13 protein-coding genes and 1 pseudogene are annotated in these 13,091 nt (G+C 69.2%); 13 read left to right on the forward strand and 1 reads right to left on the reverse strand.

What is annotated here, in order from left to right; all coding sequences use genetic code 11:
* The first annotated feature begins 155 nt into the window (after positions 1-155).
* From rpmA to obgE, 3 genes and pseudogenes are all read left to right on the forward strand, one after another.
* A complete protein-coding gene (rpmA, locus tag I53_RS30160; RefSeq protein ID WP_043352185.1) occupies positions 156-422 on the forward strand; it encodes a 50S ribosomal protein L27 in 267 nt (88 codons plus the stop codon).
* Between the two features lie 187 nt (positions 423-609).
* A complete protein-coding gene (locus I53_RS30165) occupies positions 610-1,206 on the forward strand; it encodes a GNAT family N-acetyltransferase (protein WP_043358089.1) in 597 nt (198 codons plus the stop codon).
* 89 nt (positions 1,207-1,295) lie between these two features.
* Positions 1,296-2,326 (forward strand): annotated as a pseudogene (gene obgE / locus I53_RS30170) (GTPase ObgE).
* A gap of 84 nt (positions 2,327-2,410) precedes the next feature.
* Here the strand turns inward: obgE and I53_RS30175 are convergent.
* Positions 2,411-3,601, reverse strand: a complete 1,191-nt coding sequence (locus I53_RS30175) for a cupin domain-containing protein (RefSeq protein WP_043358091.1) — start codon at positions 3,599-3,601, stop codon at positions 2,411-2,413.
* A 293-nt stretch (positions 3,602-3,894) separates the two neighbouring features.
* Here I53_RS30175 and proB point away from each other — a divergent pair, with 293 nt between their 5' ends.
* The 10 genes from proB to I53_RS32075 all read left to right on the forward strand — a co-directional run.
* The gene (gene proB, locus I53_RS30180) at positions 3,895-5,010 is read left to right on the forward strand and encodes a glutamate 5-kinase (RefSeq protein ID WP_043358093.1); all 1,116 of its coding nucleotides are present in this window, start codon (positions 3,895-3,897) and stop codon (positions 5,008-5,010) included.
* 158 nt (positions 5,011-5,168) lie between these two features.
* Positions 5,169-6,467: a glutamate-5-semialdehyde dehydrogenase gene (locus tag I53_RS30185; RefSeq protein WP_043358095.1), complete on the forward strand. Its 1,299-nt coding sequence runs from the start codon at positions 5,169-5,171 to the stop codon at positions 6,465-6,467.
* A 19-nt stretch (positions 6,468-6,486) separates the two neighbouring features.
* Entirely contained in the window at positions 6,487-7,161 is a 675-nt protein-coding gene (locus I53_RS30190; protein WP_083936193.1) for a nicotinate-nucleotide adenylyltransferase, read from the forward strand.
* Between the two features lie 57 nt (positions 7,162-7,218).
* Positions 7,219-7,608, forward strand: coding sequence for a ribosome silencing factor (rsfS, locus tag I53_RS30195; RefSeq protein ID WP_083936194.1), 390 nt, complete (start codon positions 7,219-7,221; stop codon positions 7,606-7,608).
* Positions 7,609-7,623: 15 nt separating this feature from the next.
* Positions 7,624-8,118: a 23S rRNA (pseudouridine(1915)-N(3))-methyltransferase RlmH gene (gene rlmH / locus I53_RS30200; RefSeq protein WP_043358097.1), complete on the forward strand. Its 495-nt coding sequence runs from the start codon at positions 7,624-7,626 to the stop codon at positions 8,116-8,118.
* Positions 8,119-8,208: 90 nt separating this feature from the next.
* A complete protein-coding gene (locus I53_RS30205; RefSeq protein ID WP_251982502.1) occupies positions 8,209-9,492 on the forward strand; it encodes a peptidoglycan DD-metalloendopeptidase family protein in 1,284 nt (427 codons plus the stop codon).
* The gene (locus I53_RS30210; protein ID WP_043358098.1) at positions 9,492-10,832 is read left to right on the forward strand and encodes a S41 family peptidase; all 1,341 of its coding nucleotides are present in this window, start codon (positions 9,492-9,494) and stop codon (positions 10,830-10,832) included. The genes I53_RS30205 and I53_RS30210 overlap by 1 nt, the downstream gene beginning before the upstream one ends.
* 171 nt (positions 10,833-11,003) lie before the next feature.
* Positions 11,004-12,239, forward strand: coding sequence for a divergent polysaccharide deacetylase family protein (locus tag I53_RS30215; RefSeq protein WP_043358100.1), 1,236 nt, complete (start codon positions 11,004-11,006; stop codon positions 12,237-12,239).
* Positions 12,240-12,333: 94 nt separating this feature from the next.
* The gene (locus I53_RS30220; RefSeq protein WP_043358102.1) at positions 12,334-12,888 is read left to right on the forward strand and encodes an RNA pyrophosphohydrolase; all 555 of its coding nucleotides are present in this window, start codon (positions 12,334-12,336) and stop codon (positions 12,886-12,888) included.
* A 24-nt stretch (positions 12,889-12,912) separates the two neighbouring features.
* Positions 12,913-13,091, forward strand: a 179-nt coding sequence (locus tag I53_RS32075; RefSeq protein WP_148291268.1) for a DUF2939 domain-containing protein, incomplete at its 3' end; no start/stop codon positions are given.

Consider the following 13,091-nt stretch of genomic DNA (forward strand, 5'->3'; position numbering starts at 1 on the left):
CCTCGCGCCGCGGCGGCGGCCTAGCACCTTCCGGGGCGGCCGAGGCCGTCCTCGACGACCCCGCGGCCGGCCCAGGGACGGGGCCGGAGGACGGGCCACCTCCGAGATGAGCGGGCTACCGCCGCCGGAGCGAATCCTCCTCACGAGTTCATCCCATGGCACACAAGAAGGCAGGCGGCTCGTCCCGCAACGGTCGCGACTCGGAAGGCCGGCGCCTCGGCGTCAAGAAGTTCGGCGCGGAAGCCGTGATTCCAGGCAACATCATCGTGCGTCAGCGCGGCACCAAATGGCATCCCGGCGCCAATGTCGGCATGGGCAAGGACCATACGCTCTTCGCGCTGGTACCGGGCCATGTCCGCTTCGAGACGCGCCGCGGGCGCGCCTTCGTGGCCGTAACCCCGCTGGCCGAGGCCGCGGAATAAGAGGCGGGCGCCTTTAGAGGCGAAGCTGGCGTCCCGCCCGGTGTCCCACACCGGACCGGAGACGTCGTTGCCGAGCCCCTGACGGGCCGGTTCGGACGGAACACCCGGGGAGGATGGGACGCCATCCTCCCCTTCGTCGTCTTGAGGCGGTGTCCCGGAGCCGGGAACGCCGCCCTGCGAGGGCACGATGTTCCCCGATCTGACCCGTGATGACGTTTTCCGGATCGAGACGCGGCGGCTGTGGCTGCGCTGGCCGACCGCCAAGGACAGGGACGCGATCCTGAAGCTGGCCGGTGATCCGTCTGTCGCCGCGATGCTGGCGCGGGTGCCGCACCCGCTTCCGGCCCCGGTGGTGGATGCGTTCCTGCTGCAGGCGCGCGCGCAGAACACCGCCGGGTCGGCCCTCACGCTCGCCCTCGCGCCGCGGGCGGCGCCCGCCAGCCTCATCGGTGTGATCAGCATCGAGGGGCGGACCGAGGGGCCGCCGGAACTCGGCTACTGGCTCGGGCAGCCCTATTGGGGCAGCGGCCTGATGGCCGAGGCCGTGACGGCTCTGTGCCACGCCTTCTTCGCCTATACCGGCGGGACGGAACTGGCTGCGTCGGCCCGCACGGTCAACCCGGCGTCCCGGCACGTTCTGGAGACCTGCGGCTTCGTGCAGGCCGGCAGCGCGACCCGGCCCTTCCCGGCGCGCGGCGCGGATCTGCCGGTCGATCTCTTCAGCCTCGACCGGCGGCGCTGGCAGAACCCGCCGTCGGAGCCGGCGATGACGCGGGCCGCCTGAGGCGGCCTTTCGGCGCCGGGGCTGGCCGGCCGCCGTCGACAGGGTGATGGTGCGGGTCGCGAATCCGCACCCGACAAAGGATTCAGGTCGTGAAATTCCTCGACGAAGCCAAGGTCTATGTCCGCTCCGGTGACGGCGGTCCCGGCTGCGTCTCGTTCCGGCGGGAGAAGTTCATCGAGTTCGGCGGGCCGAACGGCGGCGACGGCGGCCGGGGCGGCGATGTCTGGGTGGAGTGCGTCGAGGGGCTCAACACCCTCATCGACTACCGCTACCAGCAGCACTTTAAGGCCAAGAAGGGCGAGCACGGCATGGGCTCGAACTGCCACGGCGCCAACGGCGCCGACACGGTCCTGAAGGTCCCGGCCGGCACACAGATCTTCGCCGAGGACGGCGAGACGCTGCTCGCCGACCTGACCGAGGTCGGCCAGAGGATCCGCCTCGCCAAGGGCGGCAATGGCGGCTTCGGCAACGCCTATTTCACGACGTCGACCAACCGCGCCCCGAAGCACGCCAATCCCGGCCTGGAAGGCCAGGAGATGTGGATCTGGCTTCGGCTCAAGCTGATCGCCGATGCCGGCCTCGTCGGCCTCCCGAATGCCGGCAAGTCGACCTTCCTGGCGAGCGTCACCGCCGCGAAGCCGAAGATCGCCGACTACCCGTTCACCACCCTGCATCCCGGCCTCGGCGTGGTGCGCTCGGACGGGCGCGAATTCGTGCTCGCCGACATCCCGGGCCTGATCGAGGGCGCGCATGAGGGCGTCGGCCTCGGCGACAAGTTCCTCGCCCATGTCGAGCGCTGCCGGGTGCTGCTGCACCTCGTCGACGGCACGAGCGAGCATGCCGGCAAGACCTACAAGCTGGTGCGCGGCGAGATCGAGGCCTACGGCAACGGCCTCGCGGAGAAGCCCGAGATCGTGGCGCTCTCGAAGGGCCGACGCCCTCGACGCCGACACGCTCAAGAGCCAGGTGGGCCAAGCTGAAGCGCGCCGCCGGCCGCGCGCCGCTGGTCCTGTCCTCGGCGAGCCGAAAGGGCGTCCCCGAGGCGCTGCGGGCGCTCCAGTCCGAGATCGATGCCAGCGCCGAGGCCGAACGGAAGCCGGTGGACGCCTGGCAGCCATAGCTGTCGACCGGTTGTCCCTAGGACGCGGCGGCCGGGACCGACAGGACCGGGTCTGGGCCCTGTCGGTCCGGATCGAGCGTCGTCTCAGCCCTGCTTCAGCTTCGCGATCGTGTCGGCGGGGACGCCGGTGAAGTTGTTGGCGAGGAGGTAGTTCGGGCTCGCCTTGATCCAGGCATCGAGGTCGATCTCCTCGAACTTGCCGTTGTCCCAGGTCTGGACGATCTCGAGATCGTCGTCGCCGACGTTCTTGATCGCGTGGCCGAAGCCCATGGGGATGTAGGCGACATCGCCGGGCTTGAACTCCGCGACCTTGCCGCGGCCGCCCGAGCCGAACAGGGCCACCTGACCCTTGCCCTTCAGGTAATAGTGCCACTCGTTGGCGTTCACGTTCCAATGGAACTTGCGCATCTGGCCCGGCCGGATCGTCATCACGCCGCCCGACATCGACTTGGACACCGGCCACTCGTCCACGGTGGCGAGGCGGAACGTCCCACCGTCGAAGTCACGGACCGCGCGCGGATCCTTCAGGAGCCGGAACTTGTGGGTCGATTCCTTCGGCCAGGGTGCGTCGAGCGCCTGGGCGAGCGGGATCACCGGCCCGGCCTGGATGTAGGCCTCGCCTTTCGGGAACGCGTTCAGCGCAGCTGTCGGCAGGCCGAAATCGAGCGCCAGCATGTCCTTCGGCGACACGTCGACCCAATCGGTGATCGAGAACGTGCCGTGCTCCGAGAAGGCGCCGTTGTCGAACGACAGGATGAAGTGGCACGGCTTGTCGCCGATCGTCTGGATCGAGTGGCCGTGCCCCTTGGGGAAGAACCACAGGTCGCCCGGCTCGTAGTTGTTGATCTCGCTCGCCCCCGAGGGATCGAGGACCACGGTCTGGCATCGGCCGTCGATGACGTAAGCCCACTCGGCCGCGATGGCGTGCCAGTGCAGCTCCCGCGACGCGCCGGGATCGAGGAACATGTGTACGCCCGCGATCCCCTTGCTGATGGGGAACTGGTGGACGGTCGCCTCCTTGGCCCAGCCGCCCGACGTGATCTTGGGGACGTTGCCGTCGAGCGAGAAGTGGAAGTCCGGCATGGCGCCGACATCCTTCGGGTCGTGGTAGGCGACCGGGGCGCCGGGGGGCAGCTGCTGAACGTCCCGCCCGAAGCCGCCGGCCCCGGGCGCCCCGTGATCGGTCGCCGCGGCGGCGGCCCCCTGGGTCAGGGCGACGAGACCGCCGGCCCCGAGGGCTGCGGTCCCGAGAAACGCGCGTCGATTCGCGTCCATCTTGTCTGTGTCCTGTGTGCTGAGGTCGAGCGCGCCGGGGCTCGGTGCGGTGCAGCGTCGAACCGGCCGCCGCGCTCCCGCGCCGCAATATCGATCTTTGGCATGCCACATACTCACGACCACGTGAGGGATGAGGCCGCTCGCAGGAACGTGTGCCGCGGTCGTGCCGGCCCACGATCTGGACGCGCCGGCGGCCCGAACCGCCCGGGCGCCGCGAGCCATGTCGTCGGACGGCTGTTCAAGAGGCGGGTCTTGCTTCACACCCGGCTCAAACGCGCGTTTTCGCAAGAATCATGATCCCTGCCCTCGAAGAATTCCGCCGTGTGGTCATCAAGGTCGGCTCGGCTCTGTTGGTCGATCGCAGTGCCGGCCGCCTGCGCCACGCCTGGCTCGCGGCGCTGGCAGAGGACATCGCGGAACTGCACGGGCGCGGCGTCGACGTGCTGGTGGTGTCCTCCGGCAGCATCGCCCTCGGCCGGACGGTGCTGGGCCTTCCGCCCGGCGCCCTGCGCCTGGAGGAGAGCCAGGGCGCGGCCTCCGTGGGGCAGATCACGCTGGCCCGCCACTGGGCCGAGGCTCTGGGCCATCACGGCATCGTCGCCGGCCAGATTCTCGTGACGCCCCAGGATACCGAGGAGCGCCGCCGCTACCTCAACGCCCGCGCCACCGTCCTGAAACTCTTGGAGATGCGCGCCGTCCCGGTCGTGAACGAGAACGACACGGTGGCGACGTCCGAGATCCGCTACGGCGACAACGACCGGCTGGCGGCCCGGGTCGCCACCATGATCGATGCCGACGTCCTGGTCCTGTTCTCGGATATCGACGGTCTCTACACCGCGCCGCCCAAGAACGATCCGGAGGCCCGCCACCTCGCCGTCGTCGAGCGCATCACCCCGGAGATCGAAGCCATGGCCGGCGGGCCGGCCTCCGAGCTGTCGCGGGGCGGCATGCGCACCAAGGTCGAGGCCGCCAAGATCGCGGCCTCGGGCGGCACCCACTTGGTCATCGCCGACGGGCGCGGGAAGAACCCGCTCAAGGCGATGATGGAGGGCGCGCGCTGCACATGGTTCCTCTCAGGCTCCACCCCGACGGCCGCCCGCAAGACCTGGATCGCGGGATCCCTGGAGCCGCGCGGCACCCTGACGATCGATTCCGGTGCCGAGCAGGCGCTGCGGAGCGGCGCCAGCCTCCTGCCCGTCGGCGTCCGATCGATCGAGGGCAGCTTCTCCCGCGGCGACGCCGTGTTGATCCGTGATCCCGCGGGACGGATCCTCGGCCGCGGCTTGGTGGCGTATGACAGCGCCGAGGCTGCGCTCATCATCGGTCACCCGAGCGCGCATATCCCGGACTTGCTCAATTATCCGGGCCGCGCCTGGATGGTGCATCGCGATGACTTGGCACTGTTCTAGAAAATGCCGATCTAAACTAATCTATTTACAATTTTCCGCTCCGATCATTGCGCCCAATCACGAGCCGGCACTCTTGTCGGACCGGTGTCGGGTGTGCAAATACGGCGCTTTCCATCGTCTGGCCGTTCCTGCGGCCGTCGCACATCGAGGACGCCAGCGTGCCCGTCCTGAACCTGAGATCGGACTTCGCCGAGGCCGATACCCTGCCGGAGCAGATGGCGGCCATCGGCCGTCGGGCCCGCGCGGCGGCCCGGCGTATGGCGCTGGCCTCGGCGCGAACCAAGGACGGGGCGCTCAAATCGATCGCCGAGCGGATCCGGGCGAGCCGTGACGAAATCCTGAGCGAGAACGCGCGGGACGTGGCCGCCGCCCGGAGCGCGGGCCAGAGCGCCGCCCTGATCGACCGTCTCACCCTGGATCCCGGGCGGCTCGCCGGCATGGCGGATGCCGTCGAGAAGGTCGGCTCCCTGGCCGATCCGGTCGGACGTCAGCTGGCCGCCATCGAGCGGCCGAACGGCCTGCTGATTGAGCGCATCGCGGTGCCGCTCGGCGTCGTCGGGGTGATCTTCGAGGCGCGCCCGAATGTCACTGCGGACGCGGGTGCGCTCTGCCTCAAGGCCGGCAACGCCGCGATCCTCCGCGCCGGCTCGGACAGCCATCGCACGGCTATGGCGATCGCGCGGGCCATGAGCCGCGGGCTCGCCGATGCCGGCTTGCCGGAGGACGCCATCCAGCTGGTGCCGACCCGCGACCGCGCCGCCGTCGGGCTGATGCTCGCGGGCCTCGACGGTTGCGTCGACGTCATCGTCCCGCGGGGCGGACGTGGCCTCGTGGAACGCGTCCAGGCCGAGGCGCGCGTTCCGGTCTTCGCCCATCTCGACGGCATCAACCATGTCTACGTCGCCGCAGCGGCCGACCTCGACATGGCCCGCACCGTGCTGCTCAACAGCAAGATGCGCCGCACGAGCGTCTGCGGCGCCGCCGAGACCCTGCTGGTCGACCGCGCCTGTGCCGCGACCCATCTTGCGCCGCTGGTCCAAGCGCTACTCGAGAGCGGCTGCGCAGTCCGCGGCGATGCCGAGACGCGCGCCGTCGATCCGCGGGTGACCGCTGCCTCCGAGGAGGATTGGCATACAGAATATCTCGACGCGATCATCGCGGTGCGGGTGGTCGACGGGATCGAAGCGGCCATCGAGCACATCGAGACCTACGGCTCGCATCACACCGACGCGATCATCACCGAAGACGACACGGCGGCGACCCGTTTCCTCGCCGAGGTCGATTCGGCCATCGTCACCCACAACGCCTCCACCCAATTTGCCGATGGCGGCGAGTTCGGCTTCGGGGCCGAAATCGGCATCGCCACGGGGCGGATGCACGCGCGTGGGCCGGTGGGTGTCGAGCAGCTGACCACATTCAAGTATCGCGTCCACGGCAACGGCCAGACGCGCCCGTGACCTGCGCTGAAGGTCCGGCGTGCGGCTGACCCTGCCGCCGAGCGCCCCCGGCATGCGGATCGGCCTCTACGGCGGGTCCTTCAATCCCGCCCATCTGGGCCACCGGCACGTGACCCTCGCGGCACTGCGTCGGCTCGGCCTGGATCGGGTCTGGTGGCTGGTGAGCCCAGGGAACCCGCTCAAGAGCCGGAGCGCCCTCCCCTCGGTGGAGGTACGGTCTGCCCAGGCCCACCGCATCGCCCGTCATCCGCGGATCGCCGTGACCGGCATCGAGGCGGCTCTGGGCGTCCGCTTCACGGTCCAGACCCTGCGCTTCCTCAAGCGCCGCTGCCCCGGCGTGAACTTCGTCTGGATCATGGGGGCGGATTCTCTCGGCACCTTTCATCGCTGGAAGGGTTTCGCCGAGATCGCCCGGCTCCTGCCGATCGTCGTCATCGACCGGCCGGGTTTCACCATGACACCGCTCAGCGCCCGGGCTGCGCGGCGCTTGGCCGACGCCCGGGTTCCCGAGGAGGCGGCATCGACCCTCGCGCGGCGGCCGCCGCCGGCCTGGATGTTCCTGCACGGACCCCGTTCGAGCCTGTCCTCCACGCAGATTCGCGCAAGTACGGGGCCAACGACGTCACGACGGCCGCAAGCGCGGTTGCAATCGACGACCGATACCGCCAATTTCATGTCATCCCGCACGGCATGACGCCGCCGTGCGGCAGAACGAGGAACCAGGACTCTGCCCGAGACCAGCCGCACGGAGATGATCCGCACCCCCGTCCAAGCCCCGGTGGAAACCGGTCAGGCGCGCTCGGACGACCTGAAGGCCCTTGCGCTCGAATGCCTCGATGACATGAAAGCCGAGGAGACGATCGCAATCGATCTGGCCGGCAAGACGTCGCTCGCCGACACGATGATCATCACCTCTGGGCGCTCGCAGAGGCATGTCGGCTCGATCGCCGACAAGATCGTTCAGGAAATGAAGAACCGCGGCTTCGGCAACGCCCGGGTCGAGGGCCTCCCGGCCTGCGACTGGGTGTTGATCGATGCCGGCGACGTGCTGGTGCACATCTTCCGTCCCGAGGTCCGCGGCTTCTACAACCTCGAGAAGATGTGGGGCGCCGACCGCCCGGTTGGGATCGCGGCCGGCTGATCCGGACCGCGGCCGATGCGCCTGATTCTGGCCGCAGTCGGACGTCTGAAGGCCGGTCCTGAGCGCGAGCTGGCCTCACGATATCGCGACCGTGCCGCGCAACTCGGTCGCGGGCTCGGCTTCGCCACTTGCGACAGCATCGAGGTCGCAGAATCCCGTGCCCGTCGCGCCCTCGACCGATGTGCCGAGGAGGCGGCGGCCCTGACGGGCCACATGCCGCCTGGCGGTGTGCTGGTCGCCTATGACGAACGCGGTCGTGCCGATATCGGAAGCGAGGCGCTGGCCGAACGCGTCGCCGCTTGGCGCGATGCCGCCCGGCCGGCACTCGTGGTGGCGATCGGGGGGCCGGACGGTCTGGACGCCTCAATTCGGACGAAGGCGGAGTTGATCCTGTCTTTCGGGGCCGCCACCCTGCCCCATGGACTCGTGCGCGTGCTCGCTCTCGAACAGCTCTACCGCAGCCTCACCATCCTGTCGGGGCACCCCTACCATCGCGGTGAGGCGGGCTGACCCCCTATGGCCATCCCTGAGATGACGGCCGGGTCGAAGTCCGCGTCAAGACGGGCGCTGCAGACGCTGACCCTGGTCGCCCTCGTCTCGATGGGCTCGGCCGCGCGGTCCGAGACGCCTCCGGCCACCGACCCCGAAGCCATTCAGCGTGCCAATGAGGAACGTGAGCGCCGGGCCGAGAATCTGAAGCGCGTCCAGGATGCGATCGCGGCCAGTGCCGGCCAGCGTTCGCAGTTCGAGTCGGAGATCGCAGCCATCGGCTCCGACCGGGCGAAGCTCGACGCCGCCCTTCTAGATGCGGGCCGACAGGCGCAGGCGACGGAAGACCGCCTTAGCCGCCTGGAGGAGCGCCTGAAGGCGATGAGCGAGAGCGAGGCAGCGATCCGCCACTCGCTGCAGGGCCGACGCGGCATCGTCGCCGAGATCCTGGCGGCGCTCCAGCGCATGGGGCGCAGGCCGCCGCCGGCCGTTCTGGTGAGCCCTGAAGACGTGCTCGCGGCGATCCGGACCTCGATGCTGCTTGGCGCGGTCGTGCCGGAACTGCGCGGCGAGGTCGACACCCTGGCGGCCGATCTCGCGGAAATGATCAGGCTGCGCGGATTGATCGCGCAGGACAAGGAAGGGCTGTCCAATGACCTTGCCGGATGGGCGCGCGAACAGCAGCGCCTGCAGGCGCTGGTCGCCGCCCGCCGCGCCCGTCAGGCCGAGATCGAGAGCGGCCTCACGGCCGAGCGCCGCAGGGCCGCCGAACTCGGTGCGCAGGCCAAGAACCTGAAGGACCTGCTCGATCGCACGGAGGCAGAGGTCGCAGCGGCGAAGCGCTCCGCCGAGGAGGCCAAGGCAGCGGCCGAGCGAGAGGCGCGCATCACCCAGGAGCGCTTCGCCGCGGCCGGCTTCCGCGACCCCGCCCGATTGGCACCCAAAGTCCACTTCGCCGAGGCGCGGGGCGAAGTGCCGCGGCCGGTGAGCGGACGCGTCGCACGCGGCTTCAACCAGCCCGATGGCAATGGTGGCACCACCCGCGGCGTGTCGTTTACGACCCGTCCCAAGGCGTCCGTCTCGTCCCCGGCCGACGGGTGGGTGCAGTTCGCCGGGCCGTTTCGGTCCTACGGGCAACTCTTGATCATCAACGCTGGCGACGGCTACTATCTTTTGCTAGCGGGGATGGATCAGATCAGCGTCGAGGTCGGTCAGTTCGTGCTCGCGGGCGAGCCGGTCGGCACCATGGGCGAGAAGAGCGCAGGTCCCGGCGGGTCCGAGGGTGATCCCACCCTGTACGTCGAGTTCAAGAAGGACGGCGGCTCCATCGATCCGGAGCCGTGGTGGGCGAAGAGCCCGAACAATACGGTACTTGGCGAGAAGGTTCGCGGCTGATGCGCAAGACTTCCCTGATCATGCTCGGCGCCTTCCTCGGTGCCGGCACCTCCATGGTGGCCACCCAGACCGACTTCCTGTCGGGCCCGCGGGCGGTGGCTGCCTCGGCCGAGACCTATCGCCAGCTCAGCCTGTTCGGCGACGTTTTCGAGAAGGTCCGCACGGACTACGTCGAGAAGCCCGACGAATCGAAGATGATCGAGGCGGCCGTCAACGGCATGCTGACGTCGCTCGACCCGCATTCGAGCTACATGGACGCCAAGGCGTTCCGTGACATGCAGACCACGACGCGCGGCGAGTTCGGCGGTCTCGGCATCGAGGTCACGATGGAGGACGGCCTGATCAAGGTCGTCACGCCGATCGACGATACGCCGGCTGCCAAGGCAGGGCTGCTCGCCAACGACATCATCACGCAGATCGATGACGATCAGGTTCAGGGCCTCACCCTGAATCAGGCGGTCGACAAGATGCGCGGCCCGGTGAATTCGAGCGTCAAGCTCAAGATCACCCGCAAGGAATCGAAGGATCCGATCGACGTCACGCTCACCCGCGACGTCATCAAGATCAAGCCGGTACGCTCGAAGGTCGAAGGCGGCGACGTCGCCTATATCCGCCTGACCCAGTTCAACGAGCAGACCTTCGACGGAATGCGGGCTGCGATCGACAAGCTGTCGAGCGAGATCGGAGCCGACAAGATCAAGGGCTACATCGTCGACCTGCGCAACAACCCGGGCGGCCTGCTCGATCAGGCCGTGATGGTGTCCGACGCCTTCCTGGATCGCGGCGAGATCGTCTCCACCCGCGGCCGCAATCCGGACGAGACCCAGCGCTTCTCCGCCAAGGCGGGCGACCTGACCAAGGGCAAGCCCATCGTGGTGCTCGTCAACGGCGGCTCGGCCTCGGCCTCCGAGATCGTGGCCGGCGCCCTGCAGGATCACAAGCGCGCGACCATCATGGGCACGCGCTCCTTCGGCAAGGGATCGGTGCAGTCGATCATCCCCCTCGGCGGTTCGGGCGCCCTGCGTCTGACCACGGCGCGCTACTACACGCCGTCGGGTCGCTCGATCCAGGCCAAGGGCATCGAGCCGGATGTCGAGGTCCTGCAGGAGGTCCCGGACGAGCTGAAGGGCAAGGACGAGACCAAGGGTGAGGCAGGGCTGAAGGGTCACCTGAAGCAGAAGGATACCGACGAGCGCGGTGGATCCTCCGCCTACGTTCCGCCGGATCCGGCCAAGGACAAGCAGCTGATCTCGGCGGTCGACTTCCTGCACGGCATCCAGAAGGGCGCCGCCAACGGCACGCCTTCGGCGCAGCAGCAGAAGCCCAGCCTGCCGAACTGACGGCGTTCGGAACGCCCTGACGACCCGATCCCGCCCGGCGCCGCGCCGGGCGGGATTTTCCGTTCCGGGACCGGGCATTAGCGGAACGTTAACCATAACCACCGGCAATGGACGGAAGGATTGGCGCATTGCCGATCGGCGCAGCAATCGTGATCCCGCATCGAGAGCCGCTTGACCGAGTCCACGGACGATATCCTCACGCGCCCCCTCGGGGTGCCTGAGGCGGTGCCGGCGCAGCCCACGAGCCGGCTCGGGCAGCTGATCGCGGCTGCCCGGCGGCCCCGTATCGCTGCTGCCGCGATCGCGGCCGGCTTTGCAGTGGCAGCCGGCCTTGTCTTCGCCCTCGGGGATCCCGACGGCGGCGAACCGCGCGTGCAGGTCGCGATCGCGATGCGCGAGCCCACGATGCGTCCGGCCACACAGGCGCCTCCCACCCTGCAGCCCCAGGTCCTTGCGACTGCCCCCAGCACGGTCCCGCTTCAGCGCAGCGCCGAGGAGGTTGAGACCGCGTCCGGCGTGACGGTGGTGCGGCCGCCCGGCAGCGGTCCGAGCGATGCGGTGGTGATCCGCGTACCGCCGCCGAATGCACCGCGGCTCGTCCCGGCGCCTGATCCGCGGATCAGCGAGGCCGGACGCCACGGGCTGATGCCGAAGCTCGGCGAGGGGCGCATCCGCCCGCTCGACGTCTATGCCCGCTCCGAGGAACCCGGCACCGGTCCGCGCATCGCCATCGTGGTGACCGGCCTGGGCATCGGCCAAGCCACGACGGCCGTGGCCACCGCACGCTTGCCCGCCGCCGTCAGCCTCGCCTTCCTCCCCTATGGCGGCGAGGCCGAGCACGCGGCCGCACGTGCGCGGGATGCCGGCCACGAGATCTTCCTGCAGCTGCCGATGGAGCCGTTCGATTACCCTGACAGCGACCCGGGGCCCCAGACTCTGCTGACGGCCCTGAGGGGACCTGAGAATGCCGATCGTCTTGCCTGGGCGATGACGCGCTTCTCGGGCTATGTGGGCCTCGTGAATTTCATGGGCGCCAAGCTGATGGCCGATGCGGCCTTCGAGCCGGTGCTGCGCGAGATCGGCGCCCGTGGCCTGGGGTTCCTCGACGACGGAACGGCGCCCAAGGCCGCGACGATGCCCGCCAACAAGGGCAAGACACCGATCGCCCGCGCCGAGATCGTCCTCGACACCACGCCGCGCGCCGACGCCATCGATGCGGCCCTGGCGCAGGCGGAAGCCCGGGCGCGTGCCAATGGCTTCGTCCTCGTCTCGGCGACCGGAACGGCACTGAGCGTCGACCGGATCGCCCGCTGGGCGAAGGACATCGACGCCCGCGGTCTGCGCTTGGTCCCGGCGAGCGTTGCGCTGCGCGGCGTCCGCGACAAGCGGGTCTCGACGGCAGATTGAGGACGCGCGTGATTATAGTCAGCGCAAGTAGATCCACCCCCACCGGAATCGGGAAAGACTTGGGCGGCGTTGCGGCAGCGGCCGCCCCTGACCTATGGTCGTCCTGATGGTAACGGATTCGGACCTGGGCACCGCCCTGCCCTACCGCCCCTGCGTGGGCATCGCGCTGATTGCGCCATCGGGCGGCGTGTTCGTCGGACGGCGCAAGAAGGGTGCGGGTTCTGAGCATGTGGCCGGCCCGCACATGTGGCAGATGCCTCAGGGCGGCATCGATCCCGGCGAGGATCCCGAGGCCGCCGCGCGCCGCGAACTCTATGAGGAGACGAACGTACCGCCGGAGGCCGTGAAGCTCCTCGCCGAGATCCCCGAATGGCTCGCCTATGACCTGCCACCGGCAGTAATGAAGCAGGCCTGGAAGGGTCGGTATCGTGGCCAGACGCAGAAATGGTTCGCCTACGGCTTTGTGGGCAGCGAGGACGTGATCGACGTGCTCAATCCCGGGGGCGGCGCCGACAAGCCGGAATTCGATGCCTGGCGCTGGGCGCAGTTCGCCGAACTTCCCGATCTGATCGTTCCCTTCAAGCGGCCGGTCTACGAGGGGGTCGTCGCGGCCTTCTCCGGTCTCGATCGATGGTCGGCGCAGCCTTGACCGCGCGGACGGGACGCTGAGGCCATGCGCTGGCTCGCGATCCCGCTCGCCCTGGCCGTCGCGTGGCTTGCCTTCACCATGAGCCCGCTGTGGTCGCTCTATGACCTCGCGCAGGCGGTCCGCCGGCACGATGCCGCCTATGTCGAGGGCCATGTGAACTTCAGGACCCTGCGACTTTCGCTGGTCCGGCAGATCACCGCGGC

The organism is Methylobacterium sp. B1 (assembly GCF_000333255.1).
In the GTDB taxonomy this organism is placed as follows: Bacteria; Pseudomonadota; Alphaproteobacteria; order Rhizobiales; family Beijerinckiaceae; genus Methylobacterium; species Methylobacterium fujisawaense.

Excerpts from the sequence above, each read along its gene's own strand:
- I53_RS30175 (WP_043358091.1), bottom strand. The coding sequence starts at position 3,601 with ATGGACGCGAATCGACGCGCGTTTCTCGGGACCGCAGCCCTCGGGGCC.
- I53_RS30210 (WP_043358098.1), top strand. The coding sequence starts at position 9,492 with ATGCGCAAGACTTCCCTGATCATGCTCGGCGCCTTCCTCGGTGCCGGC.
- rsfS (WP_083936194.1), top strand. The coding sequence starts at position 7,219 with ATGATCCGCACCCCCGTCCAAGCCCCGGTGGAAACCGGTCAGGCGCGC.
- I53_RS30205 (WP_251982502.1), top strand. The coding sequence starts at position 8,209 with ATGGGCTCGGCCGCGCGGTCCGAGACGCCTCCGGCCACCGACCCCGAA.
- I53_RS30165 (WP_043358089.1), top strand. The coding sequence starts at position 610 with ATGTTCCCCGATCTGACCCGTGATGACGTTTTCCGGATCGAGACGCGG.
- proB (WP_043358093.1), top strand. The coding sequence starts at position 3,895 with ATGATCCCTGCCCTCGAAGAATTCCGCCGTGTGGTCATCAAGGTCGGC.
- I53_RS30220 (WP_043358102.1), top strand. The coding sequence starts at position 12,334 with ATGGTCGTCCTGATGGTAACGGATTCGGACCTGGGCACCGCCCTGCCC.
- rlmH (WP_043358097.1), top strand. The coding sequence starts at position 7,624 with ATGCGCCTGATTCTGGCCGCAGTCGGACGTCTGAAGGCCGGTCCTGAG.
- rpmA (WP_043352185.1), top strand. The coding sequence starts at position 156 with ATGGCACACAAGAAGGCAGGCGGCTCGTCCCGCAACGGTCGCGACTCG.